8 protein-coding genes are annotated in these 15,012 nt (G+C 35.5%); 3 read left to right on the top strand and 5 right to left on the bottom strand.

The genetic code is table 11. The features are described 5' to 3' along the window. Window positions 1-55: 55 nt before the first annotated feature. The 3 genes from FC97_RS00595 to FC97_RS00585 form a co-directional block, all read right to left on the bottom strand. Window positions 56-1,078 (bottom strand): lipoate--protein ligase, encoded by a 1,023-nt coding sequence (locus FC97_RS00595; protein WP_054642682.1) that lies wholly within the window; start codon window positions 1,076-1,078, stop codon window positions 56-58. Between the two features lie 106 nt (window positions 1,079-1,184). Further along, window positions 1,185-2,123, bottom strand: coding sequence for an AEC family transporter (locus FC97_RS00590; protein WP_054642681.1), 939 nt, complete (start codon window positions 2,121-2,123; stop codon window positions 1,185-1,187). 72 nt (window positions 2,124-2,195) lie between these two features. Next, a complete protein-coding gene (locus FC97_RS00585) occupies window positions 2,196-2,789 on the bottom strand; it encodes a TetR/AcrR family transcriptional regulator (RefSeq protein ID WP_054642680.1) in 594 nt (197 codons plus the stop codon). Between the two features lie 167 nt (window positions 2,790-2,956). Between FC97_RS00585 and FC97_RS00580 the strand changes: the two genes are divergently transcribed. Together FC97_RS00580 and FC97_RS00575 are read left to right on the top strand one after the other, a co-directional pair. Next, window positions 2,957-6,211: an MMPL/RND family transporter gene (locus tag FC97_RS00580; protein ID WP_222592961.1), complete on the top strand. Its 3,255-nt coding sequence runs from the start codon at window positions 2,957-2,959 to the stop codon at window positions 6,209-6,211. A gap of 482 nt (window positions 6,212-6,693) precedes the next feature. After that, complete coding sequence (locus tag FC97_RS00575; RefSeq protein WP_056967622.1) at window positions 6,694-7,341, top strand: nitroreductase family protein; 648 nt, start codon at window positions 6,694-6,696, stop codon at window positions 7,339-7,341. Between the two features lie 48 nt (window positions 7,342-7,389). Here FC97_RS00575 and FC97_RS00570 read toward each other — a convergent pair whose 3' ends face one another. Next, window positions 7,390-8,811 (bottom strand): amino acid permease, encoded by a 1,422-nt coding sequence (locus FC97_RS00570; protein ID WP_054642679.1) that lies wholly within the window; start codon window positions 8,809-8,811, stop codon window positions 7,390-7,392. Window positions 8,812-9,176: 365 nt separating this feature from the next. Here FC97_RS00570 and FC97_RS00565 point away from each other — a divergent pair, with 365 nt between their 5' ends. Continuing rightward, complete coding sequence (locus FC97_RS00565) at window positions 9,177-10,070, top strand: helix-turn-helix domain-containing protein (protein ID WP_054642678.1); 894 nt, start codon at window positions 9,177-9,179, stop codon at window positions 10,068-10,070. A 66-nt stretch (window positions 10,071-10,136) separates the two neighbouring features. Here FC97_RS00565 and FC97_RS00560 read toward each other — a convergent pair whose 3' ends face one another. Further along, entirely contained in the window at window positions 10,137-14,708 is a 4,572-nt protein-coding gene (locus FC97_RS00560) for a Cna B-type domain-containing protein (RefSeq protein WP_056967620.1), read from the bottom strand. Between the last annotated feature and the right edge of the window lie 304 nt (window positions 14,709-15,012).

The following is a 15,012-nucleotide window of genomic DNA, read 5'->3' as shown; positions in this document are numbered from 1 at the left end:
AAGCAGCCGTTACACTAGTCTTTTTTATTGTTTTCTAATAATGAAAGTATGTCCTTTAAGACAATAATAAGTCAGCCAATATTGCTGGCTCAATTTTACCCAGATTAGCCGTTAAATCAACCTTTTCAAGAGCAGCGGTTAAGTCTTCCTTGGTGAATTCGGCTCCTAATAGAGCTTTTTCAATTAAAGTAATATCGCCACCAGTAATGAAGTCGCCATAAATCTTGATATTGGATATTTTGTTATCTTTCAAAGAGAAGTTGAAGGCAACAGTACCGATGTCGTAATGTTTAGAAACATAATTAGTGAAACCAGGATTCTTACCATAGTTCCAGGCGTCGGTGTCGTATTTATTCTTTAGACGAGAATCGATAATATTCCAATCATGATCATTCAAAGTATAGGTTTCAATATCGGAAAGTTTGTCGACGTGGTAGATTCGTTTCAACAATTCTTCTTTAAATTGATTGGCATTCATGCTTCTGAATGGTTCATCAAGATAAGGTTTGATATTAGTAATACGCTTATTAACAGACTTAACACCTTTAGATTCAAGTTTGTCTTGTTCAGGAGTTAAGACTTTGCTGGCAGTATCCATGTCCAAATCGAACATCAAAGTACCACCGGCAGCATAAGAATCGCCAACTTTAAACATTGTCATGCCAGAGAATTTCTTGCCGTCAACGACAATATCGTTACGACCACGCATCTCGACGCCGGTAGCGCCCATATCATGCAAAGCATCGATGATTGGTTGGGCAAAATAGGCATAATCGCCAAAATGTTCGTCGTCACCGATAATAATGTTTTCGAAAATTAAATTACCATAATCGTGGTAAACAGCGCCACCACCAGAAGTTCTACGGACTAATTGAATCTTATTTTTCTCAAGGTAAGGAAAGTTGACCTCGGCATAGGCATTTTGATGAACACCTACGATGACCGAAGGATTATTGATATAGAGAATCAATCCATGGCCGGGTAAACGAAGATCATTTACTAAGTAATTATCCAAAGACTGATTAACTATGGCATTGTAGACAGGTTTCCCATTTTTAGACGTATCGATAAAGAACATAAACTTCACTCCTTCTTAATTGACTAGCTTCATTGTAAGCCCTTTCTAAGAATGAAGAAATAAAATTTCACAAAAAAAGTTCATCAAATTAATGACAAGCTAGAAGTTATTTAATTAAAACCATAATGATAGGCACAACGATCAAACTCAATAAAGTAGTTTCGGTAACCATAATGGCTGCATAATTAGAATCAGCGTGATAAAGCTTTGCTACAACAGGGGCGTTAGTCATAACGGGCATAGCCGCTTGGACTATGAAAACTTGTCTCATCAAAGGTGTAGCAGGAATGAATAGGAAGAGAGCAGCCATTAATAATGGGGCACATAAGAATCTTCCAAAGAGAATCGCCAAATTGTCTTTGTGAAACGAGATATTTTTTAAACCGGCATTGTAGATAGAAATACCAATGAAAATCATGGATAAAGGAATAGTCAAATTACCCAAGTATTCAAAGTCTGACATTAGGAATTTAGGCAATTGAATATGGAGCATAACTAAAATTAATCCGATGATAAATCCCATCAATGGTGGTGAAAAAATCTTTTTGAGAGTTGTTTTTAGTTTGAATTTACCTTTAATTTCTCCATCCATTTGAATCAAATAAGTTCCAAGTGTCCAGAAGAAAGTTGTGTTAGCCATGTAATAGACTAAAACGTAAGGTAAACTTTTTTCGCCAAATAGTGCCATATTAACTGGTAAACCGACGAAAACAGTATTGGAATTGAAAAACATTGATGAAAATAGGCCTTTATGCTTAGGATCGATTTTCAAAACTTTGATTAAAATTATAGAAACAAAGATCAAAATAGTCATCGACAAAACTGGAATAGCTAAGTCAGGTAAAAGCTTGATCAATTTTTCGGCTGTAAAATCTTTGGTAATAGTTGAAATCATATAGGTAGGTAGAGCAACTTGCGTAACCAATTTTGCAATTAATTGTGTTGAATTTTCTGAAAACCAGCCTAAATGAGTTAAACCATAACCAACAGCAATTAAGCCAATGATTATAAGAATTCCTTGAATACTTGAGAAGAAAACACCCATAAAAAACACCCTTCAATAATAAATATAACCTCTATGGTACTCTTTTTTGCAAAAAGTGGTGAAATTGATAAATTATTGTTTATCTTTTTGTAAATGAATTGGTCCAGAGAGTAGTTCGGTCAAGTAAGTTTCGGCTTCCTCAAGGGTTACCTTATGTTGACCTAAGTAGATCCATTTCAAAATTTCGATAATTGTTGTACTACAATGTTGAGCTACTAATTCTGATGGAGTATGGATAGCTTTGGTATCAACACTATTTTTGATTGATGCATAAATGACATCGGTAAAGTGACGGACAAAGTGATTGACGAGTGAACTGTCGAGGGGGTTATTCTCGATGATACTCAATAGTAGAGATTGATAATCTTCGAATAACTTATAGATCTGCGCAAAGGTCTCTTTAATGGTCAATTTGTTCTCTTGAGTATTGGTGACATCCAAATGGGTATCCTGTCCTAATTTGAACCAACAGAAATTCAAGAGATCAAATTTGTCATCAAAGTAGTTGTAGAAAGTGGCACGTGGATAATCAGCTTTTTCGCAGAGAGCATTTACTGTAATTTTGTCAAAAGGTTTCTCAGCTAAGGAATCGAACATAGCGGTCGCAAATGCCCGTTGCGTGCGTTCAATGCCACGTGATTGTTTAACGTTTGGATCATATTTCAAAATGTAAGCGCCTCAATTCTGGACAATTTTCATAAAATGTCAAAGTTTAGACAAAATGACAAGACTTGTCTCTTGCCCAAATTCGTAATTAACCTTATCATTACATTTGTATTTTTACAACTGTCCAAGTATGGATAACTGAATTTGATTAAGGGAATGTGATTTTTATGAAAGATTTTCGTCGTAAACAGTGGCCAGCACTGATCGTATGGCTGGTTGTAATCTTGATTGCAATCGTCGCTATGCCAAATGTTTCAGAGCTAGTCAGAGAAAATGGTGGGATAAAGCTACCCAACACAGTGGAGAGTGAAGTAGCTAATAAGATTCAGAAAAAAGCGAATAACAATAAATCGGTTCGTACATATACAGCCGTTTTTAGTAATGGAAGTCAAAAGCTTTCTTCTAATCAAACCGAAGAAATTAAGGATACTCTATCTGAATTAGAGAATGAATCAGGTTTGAGTATTACAAATGTTATGGGACCAACAGATAATGCTGAAACAAAGAAGCAGTTGGTTTCTAAGGACAAAACAACTCAGTTAGCCCAGATCACGGTTAAGGCTAATGGAACTGTTAAGCATCAAGTAAAAGAGCTTAATAGTCAGTTGAAGACTTCTGGTATTAATACTTACGTCACAGGTAGTGATGCCTTGAATGACGACTTCTCAACTGTAACTGAGAAAGGTATTCAGAAGACTGAAGTTATTGCGGTTATCTTCATCTTTATCGTTTTGATCTTAGTCTTCCGTTCGCCAATCGTACCAATTATTTCCTTATTAAACGTTGGTGTGGCCTTTGTTACCAGTTTGAGTGTTGTTATGAATTTAGCACAACATGCTGGATTCCCAATCTCTAACTTTACCCAAGTCTTCTTAGTCGTTGTCTTGTTTGGTATTGGTACTGATTACAACATTTTACTTTACGATTACTTTAAGGGAGCGTTGGCAGATGGACTAGATCCAGTTTCGGCGATGAGGTCAACTCGTAAACATGGTGGTCGTACAGTTCTCTATTCAGGAATTTCAGTTCTAATCGGATTTTCAGTTTTGTGGTTAGCTAAGTTCTCGTTCTATCAAAGTGCTTCAGCTGTCGCAATTGGTGTTCTTGTTCTATTGCCAGTTCTATTGACATTGAACATGTTCTTCATGGCTGTACTTGGTCCAAAAATGTTCTGGCCAAGTAAGATTTCTAACGGTAGTAGTTCAAGTCGTTTATGGCATGGATTATCTAAGACAGCTTTGGCACAGCCAGCTATTGTCTTGGGTGTAATTGTTATTTTAGCAATTCCATTCGTTATGACTATGAACGCTGATTTGAACTTTAATAATGCTGATGAATTACCAAGCAGTTACAAGTCAAAGGCTGGATACGAGATAATTCAAAAGCACTTCTCCAAAGGTATGACAGCTCCTATCACAATTTATATTCAGAGTGACAAGAAGTTAAATACTCAATCGAAACTAGCTGCTGTCGATCAGTTAACACAATACCTTCAAAAAGAAGATGGTGTTAAGACAGTTGCTTCTGTAACTGAACCAGGTGGTAGTAAGATTGGTTCAATGTATTTGAAGGATCAATTGAAGACTATTACTAAAGGGTTAGATTCATCTAAAAAGGGTTTAAATACTATTAAATCAGGATTAGATAGTGCAAATACACAATTAAGTAACGCAAATATCAGTGGTAGCATGAGCCAAGTTCAACAATTGGCCGATGGTACTCAAGAGTTACAATCTGGTACACAACAGTTGCAATCTGGTATCAGTAATTACACAGCTGGCGTTTCAAGTGCTAATTCAGGAGCACAACAATTAGCTTCTGGTAGTAGCCAAGCGGCCAGTGGTGCAAATACTTTAGCTTCAAGTACACAGACTTTGGCTAGTGGCGCTAACCAAGTTGCTAGCGGTTCTAATCAATTAGCATCTAGTGTTGGTAGTGCAGCAGCTAGTTTGCCTACATTGACTGGTCAAGTTCAACAATTGAGTCAAGGCAGCAATACTCTAGCTACTGAAATGAATCAATTGACTGCAACAGTTAACCAATTAAAACCATTGCTTGCTCAACTACAAGGTAGTGGCGCACTTAGCCAAGCAACTGGTGGTCAATTAAGTGCTAATCAAATTTCTACATTAGTAAGTAGTATTAACCAATTAAACAGTGGTGCCGGTACTTTGAATAGCGGTATTAATCAATTTACAGGTTCACTTCCTGGCTTAACAAGTCAAGTTAGCCAATTAACTAGTGGTACACAAACTCTAGCTAGTGGTGCTAACCAAGTTGCCAGTGGTGCTGGTCAATTATCATCAGGTGCTAATAGCCTTGCCAGCGCTAACTCACAAATTGCTAGTGGAGCAAGTACTTTAGCTAGTGGTACTAATACATTGGATGCATCAAGTTCTACTTTGAACAGTGGAGCTGGTACTGTTGCTTCTGCTAGTCAACAAGTTAATACAGGTGTTCAAACATTGAATACTAAGTTACAAGCAATGTCTTCACAAGTTGAACAATTACAACAAGGACTAGGCAGTGCTTCTGATGGATTGACAACTTTGGCAAATGGTAGTGATACCATGAATCAATATTTGACTGAATTACGTAAGTCATATATTGGTGATGATTTCTATCTACCTAAGGCTACAATTAAGTCAAAGGCCTTCAAGCCAGCTCTAGATACATACATGGCAGATCATCATAAGATTACAACTCTAACAGTTGTATTAAAGGGTGATCCAAATTCAACTAAAGCAAATACTCAATTTAAACGTATGCAAAAAGATTTGAAGTCTCAAGTTAAACATGGAGCATTAGCTGGAACTAAGGTTGCTATTGGTGGTCAAACATCACAAGATAACGATTTGAGAACACTTGCTAATGGTGACTTCAAACGTACAGCTATTATCATGTTGATTGGTATTGGAATTGCTTTGATCGTTGTTATTAGATCAATTTTGCAACCAATGATGATTATCGGTACATTGTTAACTGCTTATGCTGTTTCAATGAGTTTAACAAGAATGATTTCTGCAACCTTCTTGGGTAGACCATTATTGAGTTGGAATACACCATTCTTTACTTTCATTATGTTGATGGCTTTAGGTGTTGATTACAGTATCTTCCTAATGATTCGTTATAGGGATGATCACGATGATGCTAACTTAAAGAGTCAAATGTTGAGAGCTGCTACAGCAATCGGTGCAGTTGTTATCAGTGCTGCTATTATTTTGAGTGGTACCTTTGCTGCTTTGATTCCTAGTGGTGTTACAACCTTGATTCAAGTTGCTCTAGGTGTAATTATCGGATTGGTTGTCTTAGTCTTTATCTTACCAATGACTATGTCCAGTTTGATCAGTTTAGCTGAATGGCATGAAATGAGTGAACATGGCGATCTTAAGAAAAAGAAAGCTTCAAAAGAAACTAAATAGTTAAAAATAAAAGATCCAGTGACTCAATGTTGAGCTGCTGGACCTTTTTTATAACCATAGTTCTATTGGAGATAGTGGAAATATGCCGTCCTCCACAACAAGAAAATTTGGCTGGAACGCCATGGGCCGACTTGAAGCTAATAATTTTGTACTTCGCACAAAATCATGGGTCTTCAATCTTGGCCTTTGCCTAAGCAATAAATTGCTAAGGCAAATCTCATGGCTGAGCCAATTTTCTTGTTGCTCCGGACTGGTGTGTTGTTCTTGTTTTTTATGTTTTTGAATTATTGAATAGTGGATCAATATTTATTTGGATGGAATATTGGCTATTACTAAAGTTTGATTGGAATCTATACTGTTTTTCATTGAATACTGTTGAGTTTAGGATAATGAAGCTTCATCTATACCGTTTGTGAAAGTGTTTACAAGGGTCAACTAAGGCGGTAGAATTAAGTATGACAAATATTTGGAGATGAAGATTAATGGATGAAACAAAAAATTTAGTTAATAATGATTTTAAAGATATTATGTTTGATCGTCATTCGTATAGAAAGTTCCAAAGTGATGTAAAGATTTCTCGTGAAGAAATTTCAGAGATGCTTGAAGAAACAATTACTGCTCCTTCAGCTTGTAACTTACAATCATGGCATTTTGTTGTTTGTGATGATGAAGAGGGTAAGAAAAAGGCTCACTCTGTTATGATGCCTTTCAACTATCCACAGACTGACAGTTGTTCAGCTATTATCTTTGTTTTAGGTGATACACAATCACATTACAAGTACCGTGATGTTTGGAATAAGGCTTGTGAGAATGGTCAAATCAGCCCTGAGGAACGTGATAAGGTCTTCAAGACATTCTTACCTTTGTATGAACATGCTGACAGAAGTTTCCTTGAAAAGGATGCTACAATCGACGGCAGTATGGCTGCTATGCAATTGCTACTAGTTGCCCGTGCTCATGGTTATGAAGCTAACCCAATGTCAGGCTATGATTTTGGTAAAATTGCTTCAACCTTCGGTTTGGATAGTGAAAGATACATTCCAGTTACAGCCGTTGCTATTGGTAAGCCAGAAGGTGACTATACTAAGTCAGTTCGTTATGATGTTAAAGATGTTACTGATTTTATGTAATTAATCAAAAAAACGTGTTAATTCAGTTAAGAATTAGCACGTTTTTTGTTAATCTTTATTTTCTTCAAAGTTTGAAAATGGTTCTGGTTTAGTGTCCTTAACAGGTACTTTACCGCGTTCTTTTAAGAAGTAGATGATTGACATGACAATCAAGAAAACAACTCCTACAAGCAGTGAGACTGTTGTCTCAGGGTTTAAGAACATGAATATCAAAATAATTATTAAGGAAATAATTGCTAAGTAGTTACTGATAGGGAAAAGCGGCATTTTGAAGGGATGATCCTTCATCTTATCCTTATTAATTTTTCGGAATCTTAATTCACTAAAGAGGATAACGAACCAAGGAACCATACCTGGAAGAACACTTGAACTATAAACGATAACGAAGACATCACCGGAAGTATGTAATAGAACGGGCAATGAGTAGTTCAAAATTAATCCAATTAAGATACCAATAGAAATGGCTAATACAGGAATGTATGGAACGTTATGACGAGATAGCTTTACGAATGACTTAGGTAAATGTTTCTCTAATCCTAGTGTATAAAGCATTCTACTGGAACTGAAAATACCAGAGTTACAACCTGACATAGCGGCTGTTAACATAACGAAATTGATGATTTCAGCTGCAAAAGTAATTCCAACTTTAGAGAATGTTTCAACGAAAGGTGACCCGATTGTACCTAATTTATCCCAAGGATAAATAGCTACGATAACAAAGATAGCTCCAATATAGAAAATTAGAATACGTCCAACGATTGAACGAATTGCTTTGACGATATTTTCTTGAGGATTTTCAGCTTCACCAGCTGTGATACCAATAACTTCGATTCCTTGATAAGAAGCGACAACAATAGATAGAGCAAAGATGAATCCTTTTAAACCGCCAGTGAAGAATCCACCGTGAGTCCAGAGATTGCTAATGCCAACTGGATGACCATGATTACCAACTCCAAAGACGATAACGAAGAATCCCAAAATAATCATCATGATAATTGTTAAAACTTTGATTAAAGCAAACCAGAATTCCAATTCACCATATGCTTTGACAGATGAAAGGTTAGCAAGGCATAATGTAACGACAACAACTACGCCGGCAATCCATTTGGGCATAGTTGGGAACCAGAATTCTAAATAAGTTCCGACAGCGATAACTTCACTGATACCAACTACTAAGTATTGAAAAACATTACTCCAAGCAGTTAAATAACCAACCACGGGATGTAAGTATTCTGTTGCATATTTAGCGAAAGAACCGGTTGAAGGATCGACGTATAACATTTCCCCTAATGCACGCATAACCATATAAAGAATTACCCCGGCCAATCCGTAGGCAAGTAAAACTGAAGGACCAGTCCATTTGATGGTTGAAGCAGACCCCATGAATAGACCCACTCCAATTGTTCCACCTAGGGCGATCATTTGCATTTGTCTAGATGATAGACTACGGCTTAAATTTTTCTTAGCCATATTAACCCCTCACTTCTGTACGTGTTCACTATTAGTGAACAGTTGTTTTTGTAACATGGATTCTATGATACCGCAGTCTGATGAAATTGTCATTTATTTTTTCATTGAGTAAATCACTTGCCATATATGAGTGTGATAGGGAAAATATGAGTTGTGCTATTCATAATTTAAAATAAAAATTGATTAAATGTGATTCAATATAAATATAATGATATGTATTTACAATTTAAGGTATAAATTGGATAATAAACAGTGTATAAGTAAAGGAAATTTTTAAATCTATGATGTGCGGGATATGGAGTGATCAAAACCCTTGATATCCCGCACAAAACATTTCTAGGATTTAGAAATAATAGGATGAGATTATGGATATTAATATATTTATTGAGCGGAGAAAATCGCTGAAAATATCCCAAGTAAAGTTGTGTAAAGATATTTGCACACAGTCAACTCTTAGTAAATTTGAAAATAATGGTCGAATACCTTCGCTGACCATTTTAAGTAAATTATGTGAGAGGTTGGGACTTTCCGTTGATGATCTATACAAGAATTCAATAGCAACGACAACCCATATGAAGTCACTTTTAGATAAAATTGAGAGTGAATTAATGATGGAAAACTATTCGGAAGCTTCCAAAGGGTTGTCTGAAATTAATGCGGGTGAAATTCATAATAATGCTTTAAAGATGCAGTATTATTACCAGCAAGGTATTTATGAGGCATTGACAAATGGTAAACTTGAAAATGCTTTTTATTGTTTCGCACGCATATTAAATGATTTAGATGAAAAACATCAAACAATTTATACACATTTATCGTATATAGGTTTAGGTGTATTTTATTCTAGGTTGGACATGATTGATGAAGCTAGTTTCTTCTTTGAGAAGGTTTGGAATTATATCAATATACATAAAGATGAAACATATCAAAAGAATGGTATCAATATTTATTTACGGGTACTAACTATTGTCTTTTATACAGCAGAGTTTTATATAAAGATTAAAGATTACGATAAGAGTAATGAATTAGTTTCACGGGGAATAAAACTTTGTTCAGAGCAACATATTACCTATTATTTACCTAGATTAAAATTTCTTTCAGCAGAAATAGCTATTGATGAAAAGAAGTCAGATAAAGAGATTGAAGGATTATTGAGTGAGTCTTTGGCTTTTGCTAAAATTAATCACAATGTAGTTGTTGAGGACAGGATTAATTCTTTGCTTGAAAAATATAATGAAGAGTCTGACTTCAAAAAATAGTATTTGTTATACTAAAAACATTTCAATATAAAAAAGGTCTGAAATTTTGAGTTTCAGGCCTTTTGTTTAGAATGATTTTTTAACTAAACCATATAATCCTAAGACTATTAAAACAATTATACCAAGTAAACTAAGTATCCAAGTCGTTTGATTGCCAGTTTGTGGTAATAAACCTTTGGTTGCATCATTACTTGAAGTATTGGGATCACTAGCTTTAGCCGGTGTAAGAGGATTATCTGGAAGTAATGGTGTCGCATCTGTTGAAGAAGATTCGTTATTATCAGATTCCGAAGGAATCAAATTAGTATCAGTAGAAGTATCAGGATTGCTTGGTTGACTAGGAATAGTTGGTTCTGTAGGTTGCTCAGGTTTTGTCGGTGTCGTTGGTTTGTCAGGATTCTCTGGCTTACCAGGATTTACCGGCGTGTTAGTAGAATGCGTGTTGGTAATGGAAATATTGTTAGCATCGATCTGTTTAACTTCGGTAGTGTAACCCGTAACTGGAGTTTCCTTAACGGAATATTTGACGTTTTTATCAAGGTTATCCCAAGTATATGACCAGTCATTATCTGCATTCAAGACAATAGGATCACCAGTGTTTTTACCATCAGCTAGTAATTGAATTTTAACCTGATTAGGACGAATCTTATCTTGATTATTTTTATCGTTCCAAGTCTTTGTAACGGTCAACTTAGTCTTATTATCAACTGGTGGCGTTACATGATTCAAAGTATTAGTGATTGTAGCAAGATTATCTTTTGTAACAGTCTTTGTTGTGTAGCCAGGTACTTTGATTTCTTTGACTGAATATTTAATATCTTTGCCGTTTTGTTGTTTATCAAGATTTGACCAAGTCTTGGTCCAACCGCCTTTGGCATTTAAAGTGACAGGATCGCCAACATTTTTACCATTAGCAGTTAATTGAACCTTGATTTCACTTGGACGAGTACTATCGGCATTGTTGTCGTCAGCCCATTTCTTAATAACGGTGAAGGTACGTTTGTTATCAGAAGGGGTTACTGACTTAGGCGTGTGCTTGTTAATGATTGTTACGTGTGTTGTATCAGTGTAAATGGGATCAGGGGATACTTTATATCCAAAAACATCATTTTCTTTGACGGTATAATGTATATCTTTATCGTTAATCTTTTTGTCTAGATTCTTAAATGTATTGCTCCACTTATTATCTTTACTTAAAATAATAGTTTTGCCGGTATCTTTGTTATCAGCTAGAAGACTAACTTTGACGCTATCAGGACGAATTCCATCTTTGTTGTCTTCATCGTTCCAAGATTTTGTAACGGTCAATTCAGTTTTACTATCAACTGGCGTTACAGGAATTAAGGTATTAGTGATTGTAGAACCATCATTAGTATCGGTAACATTAGTTGTATAACCCTTGACGTTAACTTCATTAACTGAATATTTAATATCTTTGCCGTTTTCTTGTTTATCAAGATTTGACCAAGTTTTGGTCCAACCGCCTTTGGCATTTAAAGTGACGGGATCGCCAACATTTTTACCGTTAGCAGTTAATTGAACTTTGATTTCACTTGGACGAGTATTACCAGAATTGTTGTTATCAGCCCATTTCTTAACAACAGTGAAGGTACGTTTGTTATCAGAAGGAGTTACTGATTTAGGTGTGTGCTTATTAGTTATTTTCACAAGGTTCGAAGTTTTGGAATAGTCGTAAGATGCATCATAGTCAGCAACTTTATTTTCTTGGACAGTATAAATTACATCTTTGTCGTTAACTTTCTTGTCTAGATTCTTAAATGTATCAGTCCAATTATTACCCTTATCTAAGGTAATAGATTTACCGGTATCTTTATCGTTAGCTAGAAGTTTAACGGTGACACTAGAAGGTTGAAGTTTATCCTTATTATCTTCATCGTTCCAGCTCTTTGTAACGGTCAAACTAGTTTTTTCATCAGTAGTTGGTTTAGCAGTATTTGTAATTTGAACACCGTCGTTAGTTGTATCAGTATTAGCGACATAACCATCGGGAACAGGATCTTCAATGGCTGAATATTCAATAGCTTTATCACCATCGTTGATTGCTAAATCGTTCCAAGTGTAACTCCAGCCATTTTTTTCATTAAGTGGTATGGGTTCACCAGTTTTAGTACCGTTTTTAGTTAGATAAACTTCAACAGCGTTATGGTTAGCTTTACCGTCGGCCCAAACTTTTTTAACTGTAAATGAACGTGTAGTTGGAGTTGTCTGAGTCGGTGTGTTAGTGATTGTGAAATTATTTGTACCGTCTGGATTAGAAATTTTTGAAGTATATCCAGTCGGTGTATCTTCTTTAACTTTATAAGTAATATCTTTACCATTAGCTTGTTTGTCTAAATTAGTAAAACTGCCACTCCAATTATTATCATCACTCAATTTAACGGTCTTACCAGTATCTTTATCGTCCGCTAGTAAGTGAACAGTGATAGGGTTGTGAGTTGACTTATTATCTTTCCATACCTTATTGACATTTACTTGAGTTGTTTCTGGTGTGGTTGATTTATAAGTATTGGTGATAGTTTCAGTTTGATCGATCGTATTGTTATTTTCAATTGAAGGTTTAGAAGTTGAGTAGCCTTCAGGAACATTGGTTTCCTTAGCAGTATACTTAATTTCATTATCGTTGTCATCGAATTTAGGAAGTCTAGAGAATTTATATGTCCAATCTTTGTCGGCACTTAATGTAACTGGATCACCAGAAACTTTATCATTAGCGTAAAGTTGAACTTTAATACTATCAGGACGAGCCTTTTTGGCATTGTTATTATCGTCCCAAACTTTTTTAACAGTGAAGTTAGTGGCTAAGGTATTGGTTATAGTTTTATTATACTCATTACCAAAGACATTTTGTGTATCGCCAATAATGTAAGGAGTATCTGTACTAGATTGACTTGGTTCTAGTTCAGAAACATACCAGATATCATCAGGATTGGTGAAGCCAGTCCAAGTATGAGACCAGTTGTCAGCCCCGTCGTTGGCCTTTAAAACAGCTGTATTACTTTGTTTGTCAGCAAGCTCCTTTTGTTCATTATTGCTACCTGCAAAGATTCCGACGGCAATGCTCTCTGGACGCATGTTGTATTTATCATTACCATCATGCCAGATCTTTGTGATTTTAATTTTTGAAGTATCTGGCGTCAAAATATTAGTAATATCGTGGTTACCAGTTGGAAGACCAGTAAAGCCTTTCACAGTATCTTCGGAAACCGTGTATTTAATTTCCGTTCCGTTGCTATCGTACTTAGGCAAGTTATTGAATTCATAGAACCAGTCATTATCTTTGGAAACATTCTGGTGTCTAACAACTGTATCATTATTGTCTAAAAGATTAATTGTGACTTGGCTAGGAATTTTTGTCCCATCCGGAACACTCCAAATCTTGTGGCCCGTAATTGAAGTAATTGCAGAACCGGCTCCAGCGTCACTACCGAGTTTATTGGTAGAAATATTTACAGGAACATTTTGAATTTCAGTTTTGTTTGAATACAAATCACCAGTATTACCATAGTAATTTGAAAGGTTATCGTAGTTATCGACACTTGTGTAGTAAACAATCATGACGGTATGCGTGATAGTTCCAAGATCGACTGTAAAACCATCACTTGTTTTAGTTATTTGTTTTCCAGCCATTAAATTGTTTGAATCTGCGGTTATTTCACCAGTATCGTGATTTGCCGTGGCTGAATAGATTTTAACTGGATGATCAGCATCTTCTAGAAGAGTTTGATTTGGTCCGATAAAATCTTTATAGACAGCATTATCAATTGTATCGCCAGCATAGTTTATTCTGACGGTCCACTGGATTGTCTTATCTATGAAACCACCGTACTTATATAATTCTTCAGTAGCGTCAGGAACGGATGGTTTGATATTAGCTGTGCCAGTTGAACCAGGATTATTTTGTGCAGATCCTTGATTAGTCCAATCTAGATTGATATCTTTGCCCACAGTCGTGTTGTTGACATCCCAGTTGACATTTACCCAGAATGAACCGGTGACCTCACTATTCTTAGATAAACTGGCAGCGGTATCGTTGAAAGTGACAGTAATAGTACGACTGTCCTTGGATAGAGCAGCTGTTCCTAAAATAGTGGAAGTTCCCTTTTGGTAAACATTTGCTGAATCATTATTACTTAGAGCAATTTCCTTAGGAACAGAAACCTCCATTGTGTCACCCTTGTTAATAACATTGTTTTTACCGTTTTTTGCAGTAGAAAATTCCCAGTAAGCTCGCATGTTATCGTTTTGGTGAAATTCAGTCAATGGTTGACCAGTAGAATCTTGTAATTGAACTTCAGTAATCAGTTGATTGCCCCAATCAGTTGTGCTGGACTGTTTGGTTGAATCATCGATTTTAGAAGTACTTGAATCTGTGCTTTTAGTATCTGTAGTACCTTCAGTACTTGTAGGTGCAGCATTTGTAATACCTTCAGCATCTATAGTGCCATTAGTATTTTCAGTGCCTGTAGTACCTGAATCTTTACTTGTAGTAGCAGTAGTCTGTGGAGTTGAAGTCCCGAGAGACGTACTGTCGGCGTTAACAATATTAGATGTACTAGTCATAAAAATAGATAAGATTATGACTAATAGACTAAATATGTTATTTCCCTTTTTAAACATATTTAATTCACCCTCAAAAATAAATTTATTAATATATAGCCATAATACTACTTTTAAAGGCGATTATTCGAACATAGGATAATTTTTTGGTTAAAATTCATATATGAATATAATCTTTTTTGACATTTGATATGCATTAAAGAGTTAAAAGTGACCAACAAGAAGAATATTAAGTAGATCTTTAAATTAATGGCTATTCTTTGATGTATTTATATTTACTTAATCTAATAGGAAGAAACAATACTGTAAACGTTTTGATAAAATTGCGTAATATAGCTTGAAACATATGTTTGACTAATCTAAG

Source organism: Companilactobacillus kimchii DSM 13961 = JCM 10707 (assembly GCF_001435445.1).
In the GTDB taxonomy this organism is placed as follows: Bacteria; Bacillota; Bacilli; order Lactobacillales; family Lactobacillaceae; genus Companilactobacillus; species Companilactobacillus kimchii.
This window is presented reverse-complemented; position numbering and strand designations above follow the sequence as displayed.

What these genes read in the sequence shown, in the direction of transcription:
- FC97_RS00575 (WP_056967622.1), top strand. Translation starts at nt 6,694, where the DNA reads ATGGATGAAACAAAAAATTTAGTTAATAATGATTTTAAAGATATTATG.
- FC97_RS00570 (WP_054642679.1), bottom strand. Translation starts at nt 8,811, where the DNA reads ATGGCTAAGAAAAATTTAAGCCGTAGTCTATCATCTAGACAAATGCAA.
- FC97_RS00560 (WP_056967620.1), bottom strand. Translation starts at nt 14,708, where the DNA reads ATGTTTAAAAAGGGAAATAACATATTTAGTCTATTAGTCATAATCTTA.
- FC97_RS00565 (WP_054642678.1), top strand. Translation starts at nt 9,177, where the DNA reads ATGGATATTAATATATTTATTGAGCGGAGAAAATCGCTGAAAATATCC.
- FC97_RS00580 (WP_222592961.1), top strand. Translation starts at nt 2,957, where the DNA reads ATGAAAGATTTTCGTCGTAAACAGTGGCCAGCACTGATCGTATGGCTG.
- FC97_RS00595 (WP_054642682.1), bottom strand. Translation starts at nt 1,078, where the DNA reads ATGTTCTTTATCGATACGTCTAAAAATGGGAAACCTGTCTACAATGCC.
- FC97_RS00590 (WP_054642681.1), bottom strand. Translation starts at nt 2,123, where the DNA reads ATGGGTGTTTTCTTCTCAAGTATTCAAGGAATTCTTATAATCATTGGC.